Annotated in this window: 12 protein-coding genes; 3 read left to right on the forward strand and 9 right to left on the reverse strand. The window is 35.1% G+C overall.

Annotated elements, in window-relative coordinates; genetic code table 11:
• Positions 1–51: 51 nt before the first annotated feature.
• From Q0951_RS00430 to Q0951_RS00450, 5 genes are all read right to left on the reverse strand, one after another.
• Positions 52–921 carry a class I SAM-dependent methyltransferase gene (locus Q0951_RS00430; protein WP_299332802.1) on the reverse strand — a complete coding sequence of 290 codons (870 nt, stop codon included), beginning with the start codon at positions 919–921 and terminating at the stop codon, positions 52–54.
• 51 nt (positions 922–972) lie between these two features.
• Positions 973–1,458, reverse strand: coding sequence for a hypothetical protein (locus Q0951_RS00435; RefSeq protein WP_299332805.1), 486 nt, complete (start codon positions 1,456–1,458; stop codon positions 973–975).
• 73 nt (positions 1,459–1,531) lie between these two features.
• Positions 1,532–3,403, reverse strand: coding sequence for a tRNA uridine-5-carboxymethylaminomethyl(34) synthesis enzyme MnmG (gene mnmG, locus Q0951_RS00440; protein WP_299332807.1), 1,872 nt, complete (start codon positions 3,401–3,403; stop codon positions 1,532–1,534).
• 80 nt (positions 3,404–3,483) lie between these two features.
• A complete protein-coding gene (ybeY, locus tag Q0951_RS00445) occupies positions 3,484–3,894 on the reverse strand; it encodes an rRNA maturation RNase YbeY (protein ID WP_299332811.1) in 411 nt (136 codons plus the stop codon).
• A complete protein-coding gene (locus Q0951_RS00450) occupies positions 3,887–7,372 on the reverse strand; it encodes a DUF4175 family protein (protein ID WP_299332814.1) in 3,486 nt (1,161 codons plus the stop codon). The genes ybeY and Q0951_RS00450 overlap by 8 nt, the downstream gene beginning before the upstream one ends.
• A 121-nt stretch (positions 7,373–7,493) precedes the next feature.
• Between Q0951_RS00450 and Q0951_RS00455 the strand changes: the two genes are divergently transcribed.
• Positions 7,494–8,537, forward strand: coding sequence for an alkane 1-monooxygenase (locus Q0951_RS00455; RefSeq protein WP_299332817.1), 1,044 nt, complete (start codon positions 7,494–7,496; stop codon positions 8,535–8,537).
• Positions 8,538–8,546: 9 nt separating this feature from the next.
• Here the strand turns inward: Q0951_RS00455 and Q0951_RS00460 are convergent, their stop codons facing one another.
• Positions 8,547–9,983 carry a T9SS type A sorting domain-containing protein gene (locus tag Q0951_RS00460; protein WP_299332820.1) on the reverse strand — a complete coding sequence of 479 codons (1,437 nt, stop codon included), beginning with the start codon at positions 9,981–9,983 and terminating at the stop codon, positions 8,547–8,549.
• Between the two features lie 109 nt (positions 9,984–10,092).
• Between Q0951_RS00460 and gltX the strand changes: the two genes are divergently transcribed.
• A complete protein-coding gene (gene gltX / locus Q0951_RS00465) occupies positions 10,093–11,604 on the forward strand; it encodes a glutamate--tRNA ligase (RefSeq protein WP_299332823.1) in 1,512 nt (503 codons plus the stop codon).
• Here gltX and Q0951_RS00470 read toward each other — a convergent pair.
• Positions 11,601–12,284 (reverse strand): hypothetical protein, encoded by a 684-nt coding sequence (locus Q0951_RS00470; protein WP_299332826.1) that lies wholly within the window; start codon positions 12,282–12,284, stop codon positions 11,601–11,603. The genes gltX and Q0951_RS00470 overlap by 4 nt on opposite strands.
• Before the next feature lie 76 nt (positions 12,285–12,360).
• Here Q0951_RS00470 and Q0951_RS00475 point away from each other — a divergent pair, with 76 nt between their 5' ends.
• Positions 12,361–13,287, forward strand: a complete 927-nt coding sequence (locus Q0951_RS00475) for an SPFH domain-containing protein (protein WP_299332829.1) — start codon at positions 12,361–12,363, stop codon at positions 13,285–13,287.
• Positions 13,288–13,344: 57 nt separating this feature from the next.
• Here Q0951_RS00475 and Q0951_RS00480 read toward each other — a convergent pair whose 3' ends face one another.
• Together Q0951_RS00480 and Q0951_RS00485 are read right to left on the reverse strand one after the other, a co-directional pair.
• On the reverse strand, positions 13,345–14,502 hold the full coding sequence (locus Q0951_RS00480) for a GNAT family N-acetyltransferase (RefSeq protein ID WP_299332832.1): 1,158 nt from the start codon (positions 14,500–14,502) through the stop codon (positions 13,345–13,347).
• Positions 14,503–14,564: 62 nt separating this feature from the next.
• The gene (locus tag Q0951_RS00485) at positions 14,565–15,053 is read right to left on the reverse strand and encodes a DUF1761 domain-containing protein (RefSeq protein WP_367179728.1); all 489 of its coding nucleotides are present in this window, start codon (positions 15,051–15,053) and stop codon (positions 14,565–14,567) included.
• Positions 15,054–15,143 lie beyond the last annotated feature (90 nt).

Consider the following 15,143-nt stretch of genomic DNA (forward strand, 5'->3'; position numbering starts at 1 on the left):
GCTAATCAATCTCATTATGTTACTTATCAGCTCAAACTCGCTTAAATCGCCTTAAAATTGTTTTTTGTGCTTTTTGATCACATAAATTAGAGAGGAGTACTCTCCAGATTGTCTTGCCTTGATATTTGACCTCCATCCAGTCCAAATAGCCTTAATTGGATTCATTTTTCCTGTTTTATACTTTTCAGAAAGTAATGACACATAATAGGAATCAAAAACCATAGGAACTGTTTTCTCAACTTCCATGTCTTTTTTAGCAATGAGTTTAGAAATTGCTGTTTGAGAAAAATGCCACAAATGTCTGGGCACATCGTAAGCTGCCCAGAACTGATTATAATGTATAGCATCGTAACTTTTATAATTTGGTACTGCTATAACCAATCTTCCATTTGGTTTCAAAAGAGATTCAAAAATTGAAATGTGCTCGTCTAATTTTGGCAGATGTTCTAGAACATGCCAAAGCGTAATAACGTCAAAAGATTCTAATTCGAACTTCAATAAGTGCTCAATATTAAAAACCGAATCTCTGGTTTTAGTATTTGCAATTGTTCTTGCATTTTGATTGGGTTCAATTCCATGAACATTCCAGTTATCATCTAATGCAACTTTTAAAAAGTCACCAGTACCACACCCAACATCCAGAAGATTTTTTTCTAAAGTATTAAAAGAGTTTATAAGTTTTAGTTTCCGTTTCAAAGCAATTGACTTAACAAAATGATATACTTTTTCAAGAACATTTCGTTTTGCGTCTGTGTGAGAAATATAATCTTCGCTCTCGTAATAATCTCCTAGTTTATGTTCTGGAGGCTGCGGATAGGTTTCTAACATATCCATAGATTGATTATGAATTAACTGAAACTCTTCTCCAGAAACAGAATAATCTTTTACGGTCAAATACGTTTTGTTTTTAGGTGTACTCAAGGTATGGTTGTTTTGGAAGATGCTATCTTAATCTTAAACACCTCAAATATATTAATAAGCTTTAAATCCCATTCTCAGATCGTCCAAATATTTAATAACAATATTTCTATAAAACGATTTGGTTTCTAAGGCATCAACACCATTAATATCTGTTATTGTAATACTGATAAAACGCTTAAGCTCTCCGTTTTTAACTAGCTTAGGATCTTTCTTTTTAAAAATGAAATCTGTGAGATCTAAATATGAACTAGAATCTTCTTCGCTTAAGACAGAGACATAAAATGTTTCGTCTTTAATAATTGCCGTAAAGTTTTCGGGAGTAAAGCCTTTAAGATGATTGTACCTGTCTCTAAGATAATTTAAAAAATAGCTTCTGTCTTTATGAATCTGAAATGTAAATACGTGCGAAGGTTTGTGTGTATTGTTCTTTTGTTTTACCTCCACTATGTGATATCTATTAATGTCATCAACAGATTTTATAGACACACATGACAAACATACTGAAAAGAAAACAACACATATGATATGGTTTTTCATAAGAGTTTTTAGATGTTTAATAATCAAAAATCATTCCGCAGGAACAACTGTTCCACGTGGAACACTTAGTTATTTATCGACCTAAATAAACAAGTAACACCGAGACATCTGCTGGAGAAACACCTGAGATTCTAGAAGCTTGAGATATGGTCACAGGTTGTATCTTGGTTAGTTTTTGAATCGCTTCAGTACTCATTGACTTGAGTTTAGTATAGTCAAAATTTGCAGGGATTTTGACATCCTCCAGCCTATTTAATTTATCAGCGTTGTTCTTTTCCTTTTCTATATATCCAGAATACTTAATCTGAATTTCGGTTTGCTCAATAACTTCACGATCTAAATCATGTTCCTGAATATAGTTTTCTACAGCAGCAAAACGTCGCATATCTTCAGTAGTTATATTAGGCCTAGAAAACAACTTAAACATTTTATCAGATTGCTTTACAGGCGACGAATTTTTAGCCTCTAAGACAGGGTTGGCCTCTTCGGGTTTTACACTGGTTTGTCTAAAAAAGTTAACAAAATTATCAGATTGCTTCTGCTTCTCTTCCATTCGTCTTAACCTTTGTTCTCCAGCTAATCCTAAATCATATCCTTTTGGAGTTAACCTAAAGTCTGCATTATCTTGACGTAATAGGGTACGGTATTCTGCTCTTGATGTAAACATTCGATATGGCTCCTCAGTACCTTTTGTAATAAGATCATCAACTAATACACCTATATAAGCTTCATTTCGTTTTAATATAAATTCATCCTTCTCCTGGACTTTTAAAGCCGCATTTATACCTGCCATTAATCCTTGAGAAGCCGCTTCTTCATATCCTGTAGTTCCATTAATTTGCCCTGCAAAAAATAAACCTTCAACCAACTTTGTCTCTAAAGTATGTTTTAACTGTGTTGGAGGAAAATAATCATATTCGATAGCATAACCTGGTCGGAAAAATTTCACGTTCTCAAAACCAACTACAGATTTCAACGCTTTGTATTGGACATCTTCTGGTAAGGACGTAGAGAATCCGTTAACATAAACCTCAACAGTATTCCACCCTTCTGGCTCAACAAAAAGTTGGTGCCTGTCTTTATCAGCAAAGCGATTTATTTTATCTTCTATTGACGGACAATATCTTGGACCTGTACTTTGAATTCGTCCATTAAACATTGGGGAGCGATCAAATCCTTCTCGAAGCAGATCATGAACTTCAGGACTTGTGTATGTCATGTAACAAGAACGCTGTTCAGTTAGTGGTTTTATATCTTCTAAATACGAAAATTTCTCGGGTTGCTCATCTCCAGGTTGTTCGATCATTTTAGAATAATCTAATGAACGTCCGTCAACTCTTGGTGGTGTTCCAGTTTTCATTCTACCAGAATCAAAACCAAGATCAATAAGCTGTTCTGTTATTCCTGTTGCTGCTCTTTCACCTGCTCGCCCTCCTCCAAAATTTTTATCACCTATATGAATTAATCCATTCAAAAAAGTGCCATTAGTCAACACAACAGTTTTTGCTTTTACTTCGATACCGAGTGATGTTTTTACACCTACCACTTTATGGTTCTCAACAAGTAAACCTGAAACCATTTCCTGATAGAAGTCTAAATTTTTTGTTTGTTCTAGCAGAAGTCTCCAGTCTTCAGCAAATCGCATTCTGTCACTTTGAACTCTCGGACTCCACATGGCAGGACCTTTTGATTTATTCAACATTTTAAATTGAATTGCAGAGGTATCACTTACAATTCCGCTGTAACCACCAAGTGCATCAATCTCTCTTACAATTTGACCTTTGGCAATTCCTCCCATAGCAGGATTACAAGACATTTGAGCAATGTTTTGCAAATTCATTGTAATGAGCAGTGTTTTACTTCCCATATTAGCAGCAGCAGCAGCAGCTTCACTTCCTGCGTGACCAGCACCTACAACAATGACATCATATAATTCGTTGAACATAACAGATCTTATTGTTCCACGTGGAACATTAATGAATAAATTTTTTTCAGTTTGCAAATATACGTCGAAATACTAATATATTAATTTCGTTCGGCTAAGTAGTGATTTTCTTTTTCTCTCATGAGTTTAGCTTCTGCTTTGGTTTTATCTTTGTAACCGCAGTAATGAAGTATCCCATGAATTATAACTCGGCTCAACTCATCGTAAAACTCGACATTGAAATCTATAGCATTCTCTTCAACTCTTTGAACGGAAATATAGATATCTCCATGTAGCTCTTTTCCTACGGAATAATCGAAACTTATAATATCAGTTAGCGTGTCGTGATCAAGGTATTCAACATTAAGTTTGTGTAAATAATCGTCATCACAAAATATATAATTAATCTCTCCTACTTTGCAGTTTTCGCTATCTATTGTGTTTGAAATCCAACTGATAAACTTAATTTCGTCTTCCAGTTTAAAATTGGTTTCGTAGTTAAAACTAATCATTGGCCTTCTTAAAATACTCTTGCACTTTCTTTTTATAAATCTGCTGCAAAGGTAGGGCTTGTCGATTTAAAATTTCAGTAGTATTGAAGTATTCTTTAGCCTTAGGAATTTTATTAGGAACGACATTGTCGTAAGTTTTATTATTGGTTTCAGATTTACGCTTATTATCCTGGCCTTGCATAAAGGTTGCATTTTCTAGCTTTAACAATTGGTGTTGAAGATCCATCATTTTTTGAAGTGTTTGATTGGTAAATCCTTTATTGATTAGATCTAGTTCAATCTCTTCCATTTTTTTGATAAGCTGTCCTCCAAGTCCTTTTTTACCTTCCTTTCCTAATTTATTTTCGAGGGCTTGTCTTAATTGTTGTTGACGCTGATAGATTTCATAAAGTTCGCCGTTTTGCATTTCACTATCACCTTCTCCTTCTCCTTGTTGCTTTCCTTCTTTACCTTCCTTGCCATCCTTTCCTTCTTTACCTTCTTTAGACTCACCTTCTTCACCTTCCTTTTGCTGCTGACCTTCACCACTTTCTCCGTTCTCACCATCTTTTGGCTTCTTACCTTTCTCTCCTTTCTTCATACCTTCCTCCATCTTTTTGTTGAGTTCTTCTTGACTCATAATAATGTCTGGCAACTGTTCTCCTTGACCTTGACCTTGTCCCATGGATGGATTCATCTGCATGTTCATATTATCTAACACATCGCTCAAAAAACTAGCCAACTCATTTGTTGATGTTATTGTATATTGTTGGGCGGATATCCCTTGATAAATCATGTTTTCAGACAACTGACCAAGCGACTTATCAATATTATAAAACACATCGGTGATTTGAGCGTTGACGCGCTCAGAAATTGCTGGTTGTCTTAACGATAATGCGAACAGACTATCATCAATATGCTCAAAATGTTCTCTTAGGTTGCTTTGCTTTCGTAAAAATTTCCCATACTCATTATGGTTTACCTCAATACTTTTGAACTGATTCATTAAATTCTCCTGATCGAAAGAAAAGAGCACCAAATTATCAAGAATCTGTCTCAACACATCAATATCCTCTTGCATTTGCTCGCCTCCTCCCATTTGCATTCCTTGAGCCATTTGTTGACTCATCTCCTTCATTTTTTTGGCTGCTTGTTTTTGTTTTTTCTTAGCTTTTTGTTGGGCATCCTGAGGTGCCATAGGAGGTTGCTCACCTTCTTGTTTGTCTTTTGGTTTATCTTGCTCTTTTTGAGGTTCACCACCTTCATCGCCTTCTTTTTGGTCTTTCTTTTCTTGTTCTTCTAGAGCCTCAGTAGCTTCTTTTTGATCTTGCTTTATGGATTCCTCAGTTGGTTTATCTTGAGGTAAATCCATTGGTTTTTTTAGCTCCTTATTCTCTTTGTTGAGGTCTTCCATTTGTTTTTGAAAGTCTTCAAACTTATCGTTTAACTTTTCTTGTGCTTCTTTAGTGTTTTTTTCTTTTGACTCTTCAGAAAGTTTCTCTTGCTCATCAGCTAACTGCTCCAGCTCCTTCATAAGCTTTTCTGCTTTCTTAGCCACATAAAAGCGCTTGGTTAACTCTAAGAGTTGCTTTAAGCTTTTCTCTTTGTTCTTGTTCTGCTTTGCTAGTTGTTCAAGTTTTTGAGTGAATTCTTCTTTATTAATCTTGTCTTTCATTTTCTCCAGCTCCTCTAAAAGCTTTTCATCTTTCTTAAGCTGTTGTTCGTTTTCTTCAAGACGTTTCTGTAGATCTTCTTTAAATTGATCTTGTTCTTTGTCTTCATTCTGAAATTCCTCAATATTCTCCTTTAATTTTTTATTGAAGTTCTTCATCAATTGCTCCTGTTCCTTTTGTCTTTTAATGAAGTTCTCAAACTTTTTCTTGTCGTTGAAATTAAGCTCTTTTTTCTCTTTTTGAGTTTTAGAAAGCTCCTTAAGCTCTTTATCTTGTTCCTTAAGTTTGTCGAATGTTTTACTAATGTCTTTTATAGTTTCATTCTGCTCCTGGAGCTGTTTTTGTTCTTCTTCATCTTTGGTAAGTTTTCTATAACTGAAAACCGAACTCTTTGAGCTTTTGTAGCTATGTAAAGCATCATTATCAAAGACCTGAAAATATAACTCATAGTCTACACCTTCTTCTAAGTTTAGTTGATTGGGAAAAGCGCTTATAAACTCATCAAAATTTGATTTAGACACACGCATTGCTTCATAGGATTTGTCTTCTGGATGATTAGTTGGGTAGTATACCAACTGAAGCTTGCTCAATCCGTAATCATCGCTAACTTGTCCGTAAAAATATAAGGTTTGATTATCCAGAGAGTCTTTTTCCATTTTAACAGTCATCTCTGGATAATTATCTTTTATCACATTGATTGAAAATGCTAAGTTCTCATAATCTTTAAGTTGTTTATTACTGGTACTTATACTGTAATCTGTGTTGTTGTAAATACGCTTAGCGGCTTCAAATTTTCCTTCGGAAACCGGCTCAAATGCAAGGGTGTCTTTAGAGTAGAAAACAACCTCATTTGTTGATTTAGTATTGACTTTCCATGTCACTTTAGTTCCTTCTGGAATAGTAGAATTACCAGTGCTTTTAAGAACTTCATCCTGCTTTCGCGTATAGGCTGGGTAATCTAAAGCCATCTCAAAACTTACAAGAGTAGGCACCTTAATAATATCTATGGTATAGTTTTTAGATAACACATCGTTAGCCGACAAACTAAAGGTTAGGCTCTCTTTTGGTTGTGCGAACACAAACTCAAACTGACCAGGAGCTGTTTGTTGCATAAAGAATGATTGCTCATTAAAATGTATTTGAGCGTTTTCGGGTAAAATATCTCCCGCAGTATTTACTAATACTTTAAAGTCTTTATTCTCGATAGCTTTGAGTTCATCATTAACAACAAAAAACTGAAAAGGTGCTGGTGGCTCATATGCTGTATTATAATTTACTACACGTTCATAACTATCGCTAAACCAATTGATCTTGCCTGTTAAAAACGACAACAATAATATGGCAACTGGAATAGCAGCATACTTCAAATATTTTGCGTTTTTAGAGAAGTTAATAGCTAATTTAAAAGGTATTGGGCTTAACTCTGCAGATTTTTGTTCGATACTTGCTTCTAATAGTTCAGATTGCTGATTGTTTTGATTGAGTTGAAGCACATTGAGCAACTTATCGTTTACCTCAGGGAAGTGATTTCCTATAATTTTTGAAGCTTCCTCATAATTAATACCTTTTTGAAGCTTGAATAATTTTGCCAGAGGAAATGCAATAAACTTGGCAAACAGTGACACCTCAACAGCAATAAACACCCAAAACAAAACTGTTCTTGCTATTGGACTGAGCCACAAAAAATATTCAATAAGCAAGGTTGCAATGAGATACAAAAGGCCGATTGAAAAAAACAAAATAGTACCTTTAAGCAATTCATTGGTGTAAAATCGCCTTATAAATTGCTCTAGCTTACCTTGTATGTGTTTAAAATTACTTGCCATAGATATAATTAACTCACTAATCTACAATTTTATTTTAAACAGCAAATACCTAAATTTGGTAAGATTCTGTTAATTTCGAGGAGTTGTGTTAAAATAAAGACTAAGTTAAAACCTTATTTACATGAAAGACCTTAAATACCTAGCTGCCTTTTCAATTCCTGTTGTTGCTTTTATTGGCTTGTACACTAAGGGTTACTTTTCATTTCTCACTCCTTTCTACGCCTTTGTAATGATTCCTGTATTAGAACTCATATTTCCTGTGGATACTAAAAATTTAACTTCTGAAGAAGCAGATCATAAACTAAAGCGACAGATCTTCGATTGGTTATTATACTTGAACCTTCCTATAGTTTATGGCTTGGTATTCTTCGGAATATATGAGGCTACAACCACAGCAATGGAAACTTACGAATTGGTTGGTGTGATCATTTCCGTAGGTATCGTGTTAGGTGTTAATGGTATTAATGTAGCTCATGAATTAGGACACCGACAACAAACAAATGAGCGTTTTATAGGTAAGGCCTTACTCCTACCCGCTCAATACATGCATTTTTACATCGAGCATAATTTTGGGCATCACTTGCATGCAGCCACACCTGAAGATCCCGCAACAGCAAGGTATAATCAAACCGTATATTCCTTTTGGCTGACCTCAATTTTCAGACAATACATAAGTGCCTGGAACATTCAGAAAAAACTCTTAGACAACAATGATCAACACTTTTTTTCGGTTAAGAACGATATGTTATGGTATGTTGTTTTTCAAGCCGCTTATTTGATTCTGGTTTTTATGTTTTTTGGTGCATTAGGGTTACTATTTGCGTTGACTTCGGCAATTATAGGGTTTGTTTTGTTAGAAACCGTAAACTACATCGAACATTATGGATTACTCAGAATAAAAACAAAATCTGGCCGCTATGAGCGCGTCAAAGAAATGCATTCCTGGAATTCTAACCATGTTATTGGCAGGATTGTACTTTATGAACTCACCAGACATAGTGATCATCACTTTAAATCTTCAAAAAAATACCAAATATTAGACTGCCATGATGAGAGTCCGCAAATGCCATATGGTTATCCTACGTCTATGGTATTAGCCATGGTTCCTCCGCTTTGGTTCAAGATTATGAATAAGCGTGTACCTAAGGAAATGATCCTAACCTAATTTAATATTTTACTCCACCAGTAATTTCATTGTTGTATTCATTAGCTTTGAATTAATATGAACCAAATATAAACCAGCTGGTAAATCATTAACGTTCATTTTAAAGCTTTGGTGTTGATTCGCATCTAATTGTTTAACTCGTTTTCCTAACACATCAAATATTTGAATATTGTAGGTTTCAGAACCTACAGGGAAATCTATTGTAACAAAATCATGACTCGGATTCGGATACAATTTAAACCTTTCAAAATTCTGACTTTCTAACAATAAAGTAGATTCATTATACAGTCTTACATGTCCAGATTTATTGCCATTGCCATCATTCCACATTGCACCAATCGCGATGATGTTTCCTGTTTCATTTATGCTCACGGCATTACCTGAGAGATCTTGAAAAGCCTCGCCATCAATATCTTCCCCAAGTTGTGACCACGAACCATTTATCTCTCTGTATACCGATGAGCTACCAAAATTAGCGCCACTATTTCCATTACCTGCATCATTATTACTTGCTCCAACAACAACTAACGACCCATCTCCATTCATATCTAATGCTAAACCAAAAAAACCTACTAATTGTTCTCCATTAATTCTTAAGCCTACTTGATTCCAATCTCCATTCATAAACTCGTAAATCTCTACATATTCTGCTGAAGACCCTGTAATAAATCTTGATCCGTCACTATTAAAGCAAACTTGAGACCCTAAACCGTCAAATTCGGCGCCACCATTTATATCAGAACCCATTTGTATCCATGAACCTTCAATAAATTCATAAACTCTTACCTGGCCAGAATTATTTGCTATATCATCATTTTGATTTGCACCAACAATAATCCGATCTCCACTATTATTAATATCGACCGAAATCATGTTCTCGTCTGGTGATTCTGGCAAAATATCTGTTCCTATTTGCGTCCATGTTCCTCCCATGTTTTCGTAAACCCTAACTTGATCAATTGCTGAAGCAACAAAACGCGTTCCAGATGCATTCATTCTAACGCTAGTCCCGAATAAATCAAATGAGCCGATCCCCTCAATATTTGAACCTATTTGTGTCCAAGTACCATTTAATTCTTCGTAAACTGCCACCATTCCTACAAAATTATTTGCAAAATAGGAGCTTGTTGCAAAAATAGTTCCGGCATCATTAAAACTCACCTGCCAGCCAATATTAACAGAAATGGCTGTAGCATCAATTGTGTTACCTACTTGAGTCCAGGCACTTCCATCGTTTTCATAAACCTTAACGTGTCCTGCAGAACCTAAACCTACTACACTAGCATATTGAGCGCCTACCACCACTCTGTCTCCAACAGCATTTAAGCTTACAGAAGTTCCAAATTCATCATCAGGTCCTTCACCGTCAATATCATCTCCAGATTGTAGCCATTGTGCTTGTAACATAACAGGAACAAACAGTAATACAAGTAATAATCGTTTCATAATCTTTTCTTTATTGATTTATAAACATCAAAATTAGAGTTTCATCGAATACGAAAACATACGGCAACTTACGTATTTTTAATACCTTTGCAGTTCTTAAATTGTAACCATGACAAAACCCGTTCGTGTGCGATTTGCACCCAGCCCAACAGGACCATTACATATTGGAGGTGTTAGAACAGCACTTTTCAACTATTTATTTGCAAAAAAACACAATGGTACATTTGTGCTTCGTATAGAAGATACAGATCAAAACCGTTATGTTGAAGGCGCTGAGGATTATATTGTCGAATCATTAAATTGGTGCGGAATCCCATTTGATGAAGGCGTTGGAAAGAATGAAAAATTTGGACCATACAGACAAAGTGAACGTAAGCATTTGTACAAGCAATACGCAGACGAATTAATAGCTAAAGGTCATGCTTATTATGCATTTGACACTGCTGAAACTCTAGATTTTCATAGAAAGGACCATGAAGCTAAGGGAAAAACATTTATTTACAATTGGCACAATCGTCTAAAGTTGAGCAATTCTTTATCGCTTTCCGAAGAAGAGGTAAAAGCCAAACTCAATGCAGGTGACGATTATGTGATTAGGTTTAAATCGCCACAAGACGAAACATTATATTTAAAAGATATCATTCGTGGTGATATTAAAATTGACACCAATGTTTTAGACGACAAAGTATTATTTAAAAGTGATGGAATGCCAACCTATCACTTAGCCAATATTGTAGATGATCACCTGATGGAGATTTCACATGTGATACGTGGTGAAGAGTGGTTGCCCTCTTTGGCCTTGCACTTTCAGTTATATGCTGCTTTTGGATGGGATGCACCTGAGTTTGCCCATTTACCATTAATATTGAAACCAACAGGAAAAGGGAAATTAAGTAAACGTGATGGTGATAAATTAGGATTTCCAGTGTTTCCGTTAGAATGGAACGATCCAAAATCTGGTGATGTGTCTAGAGGTTATAAAGAAGATGGATATTTCGCAGAGGCGATGGTTAATTTCTTAGCTTTTTTAGGGTGGAATCCAGGAACTGAACAGGAAATATTCAGTTTAGAAGAATTGATAAATGCTTTTGAATTGGAACGTGTAAACAAGGCAGGAGCTCGATTTGATCCAGATAAGATCAAATGGTTTAATCATCATTACATGCAAGAACAAGACAATTATTCACTAGCAGTTGCTTTTCAGAATTCGAGAGAAGAATTATCAGAAATTGATACACAGTATATAGAAATGGTCATTGCCTTAATCAAAGAACGTGCAACCTTTGTAAATGAGTTTTGGAGCCTGAGCCATTTCTTCTTTACAGCACCTGATTCTTATGATGAAAAAGCCTTTAAAAAGGCTATTAAAGATGATACTACAGATATTTTAACCAAACTAATAGCCATCATTGAAAGTGTAGATGATTTCACGGTTGAACATCTTCAAAATACGGTTAAGGGATGGATTACATCCAGTGAAATTGGCTTTGGAAAAGTGATGATGCCATTGCGTTTAGCGCTTGTTGGTGCTTTGCAAGGTCCCGACGTGTTTGATATCATCTATTTGATAGGAAAAGCTGAAACCGTAAAACGTATTCAAGCTTTGATCTCTAAGAGTTAAAACGTGATCATCAGAGCAAAGGACAACATGTTCTGATTACCTTCGAAACGATCGGTATTTCCTCCAACGTTAAGGTTTTGATCATTCAGCCTATTGAGAATATTAGTAAACCCATAACTGTACATAGCTCTAAGTTTGAAGCTTCCTATTCCTGCCGAAGCGCCAATAACGCCATTGACATTGAATGGAGAAATTGTAGTAATATCCTCAGCGAGTAAAGCATCATAACCACTAATGATATAGTTGCTTTGGGAGTCATCTTCAAGCTTTAAGTCGCCATTGTATTGTAATTGCGGACCAATATCAATTGTTAGATTATCACTCAACAGTTTGGCATGAAACATAAAAGCTAATTGTACAGCCAGAAGATTGTATTCAATTTGTTCCACTGTTGAAGACATGAGTGATGGCGTTCCGGATACTTCAAGTGTGTTTTGAGAGAACTGTAGCCCATAACTTACTGTATACCATTTATGTGGAATATCAACTGTAGCTACCATTCCTCCTGTGAAACCATTTCCGCTTTTAGTAATAAAGTTATCTGTTTTGATATCGTATTGGGTTAATCCGCCAATGATTCCAATTCCATTTTTGATAGCATATCGCTTATGTTGTGCCATTGACATTGTAACAAATCCAATACAAACAACTACTAATAAAATAAACTGCTTTTTTTGCATGTGATTACTGTGTGATTTGAGCAAATATAACTTAATTTAGTAACTGATTATTTTATCTAACCATTAAAAACGTGATATGGAACAATTTATTTACATACCAATTATCTTTTTCATCTTAATCATATTGATTTCGGCTTTCTTTATAGTTAAACAACAAACTGCTGCTATTATAGAGCGTTTTGGACGCTATCAAAGTATAAGACATTCAGGACTCCAAATGAAAATTCCCTTAGTAGATCGTATAGCGGGAAAATTAAGTTTGAAAATTCAACAATTAGACGTGATTATCGAAACCAAAACCTTAGATGATGTTTTTGTTCGATTAAAAGTATCTGTGCAGTATAAGGTTATAAGAGACAAGGTTTATGATGCCTTTTACAAACTGGATTACCCACATGATCAAATTACATCATATGTCTTTGATGTAGTGCGTGCTGAAGTCCCTAAAATGAAACTTGATGACGTATTTGTGCGCAAGGATGATATTGCTATTGCTGTAAAAGCTGAGCTAAATGACGCTATGATGGATTATGGTTATGATATCATTAAAACTCTTGTTACTGATATCGACCCTGATGCTCAGGTAAAAGAAGCTATGAATAGAATTAATGCTTCTGAACGTGAAAAAATCGCCGCTCAGTTTGAAGGCGATGCTGCGCGTATCTTAATTGTTGAAAAAGCAAAGGCTGAAGCCGAAAGCAAACGCTTACAAGGTCAGGGTATCGCAGACCAGCGTCGTGAAATTGCAAGAGGTTTAGAAGAGTCTGTTGAGGTGCTTAACAAGGTTGGTATTAACTCTCAAGAAGCATCAGCACTTATCGTTGTTACACAGCATTATGATACATTACAGGCTATAGGTGGAGAAACAAACAGTAATTTAATACTATTGCCTAACTCACCTCAGGCTGGAAGCAACATGCTAAACGATATGGTTGCAAGCTTTACGGCAAGTAACCAGATTGGAGAAGCCATGAAAAATGCACAAAAGAAAACAGATGACTAAAGTTTAACTTCGTTAGATCTAAAGATAATGCCTTGAAACCTTAGTTTCAGGGCTTTTTTATTTAAATGGATGCCGTTCTTCCCAGTCTCTTACTGGATTAGCATACTTAACTACCATTTTCAAAATAGTGTTGGCTATGACATTATTAGTGTGTTTTAAGTAAATATACATGCTGTGTGGTTGTGCACCAATAGAGCTTTTTATTTCCATAGCTGTTCTAGCAAAAACAACCTGACTGTATTGCTGTTCAATCCCAAATATTGCCATATCAAATAACATGTTTAAATACATTTGGTGCTGATGTTGTAAGTCTTGATTATATCCTAAAAAATAGGTTTCCAGTGTATCATAGTTCTTAATAAACGTATAGAAACCAATAAGTTTTTCATTTAAAAAATAACCATAGATCTTGAAACCATCTTTCAATTGAAGCTTCAAATTGTAGAAGTGATCTTTGTGTAACTTAAAAGAATTCACTCCGGCATTATCTGACACGTTCTCATACAGTTGATATAGTCTATCTGACAGCTTTTCAACCTCATCTAAATTTAACTCAGAGCATTCTATACTACTGCTTTTTTTTCTTGCTGTTCTATAACGTCTTCGGTATTTTTTGTTGAATGCTGAAATATAGTCATCGGCAGAATTCCAATTATTTTCAACTTCAAAAATCATATTTGGCTGTGCCTGAGCTTTATAAAGTGCTTCTCTTCGGAAAAAGGAAGCGCTATTATTAATTGGATCGTACTCAAAGTAATCTTTATAGCCTACTATTCTTATGTTCTTACCAAATTGATCTTTAATGGTTTTTGATAGGGTTTTCAAACCTTTAGACACTGTGTTTAAAAAGTCGTCTTGAGATATTTTTTCAGCATTGAAATACAATCCGTGCTGTCCAGTATGCATTAAGTTTCCAACGATTAGAGCATTTCCTTTAACAATCATGGATATTAACCACTTCCCTATTCGTTTGAAGAATGTATTAGATGTCTTTCTGAATACATCATCAAGGTACATTTCAACACGTTGAATAATGGCTATACCCACTAAAGTTTCCGAAGAAAAAACAGCTAAGAAATAAGACGAGATATTATCAGGGGACGACTCTTCCAAAGCTTTTAAAAAAGGGGTTTTTAAAAATATATCATCAATTGGCAGGCCATCCCATGAATCGGGTAAATCTGCAACTGAATTGTGTAGTGTATAGTGTATCAAGAGAAAAACAAAGGCCGAAAATTACAATTTCCAGCCTCTAATTGTGTTAAATATTTATAAAATTAAGCGGTCCATCCACAAACGATAGCTCCCATTATGGTTAAAGCGACAGTCCAGTATAAACCGTTTATCATAATATATTTCCAGCTTTTACGCTCAAACATACCATTAATTGCTATAACAGGAATAAACATAAATATACCTGCAATAGCACCATGTAAAGCACCGTGCTTAAACGTTCTAAATGCTGTACCGTAATCAGCCATGAAGGCCTCATAAGATGGTTTTGCTAGTTCTGGATCGCCTCCCATTAAGCTAAAGGCTCCCATTTGATGATTGGTAAGTGCCTGAATAAAAAAGGCTAATAAAAACGACAATACTAATGACACTAAGAAAATAACTGGCATATTACCTTTTTTCATTTTCTCTTCTGTCATTTCAGCTTCACGCATCCAGGCGATTCCGAATACTTTTGGATTGTACCAAATAAAACCTAAAATAATAGGCACTATGGCAGCAACAAGAATTGCTAAAAAATTAAACTCCATCATGATGTAAATTGATTATAGTTAGTATCATAAATGTACAAAAAAACCTCAAAGTGGTGTACTTTGAGGTTCATATACTTATTATATTGAGCT

Origin of the sequence: uncultured Psychroserpens sp. (assembly GCF_947501425.1) — a bacterium.
In the GTDB taxonomy this organism is placed as follows: domain Bacteria; phylum Bacteroidota; class Bacteroidia; order Flavobacteriales; family Flavobacteriaceae; genus Psychroserpens.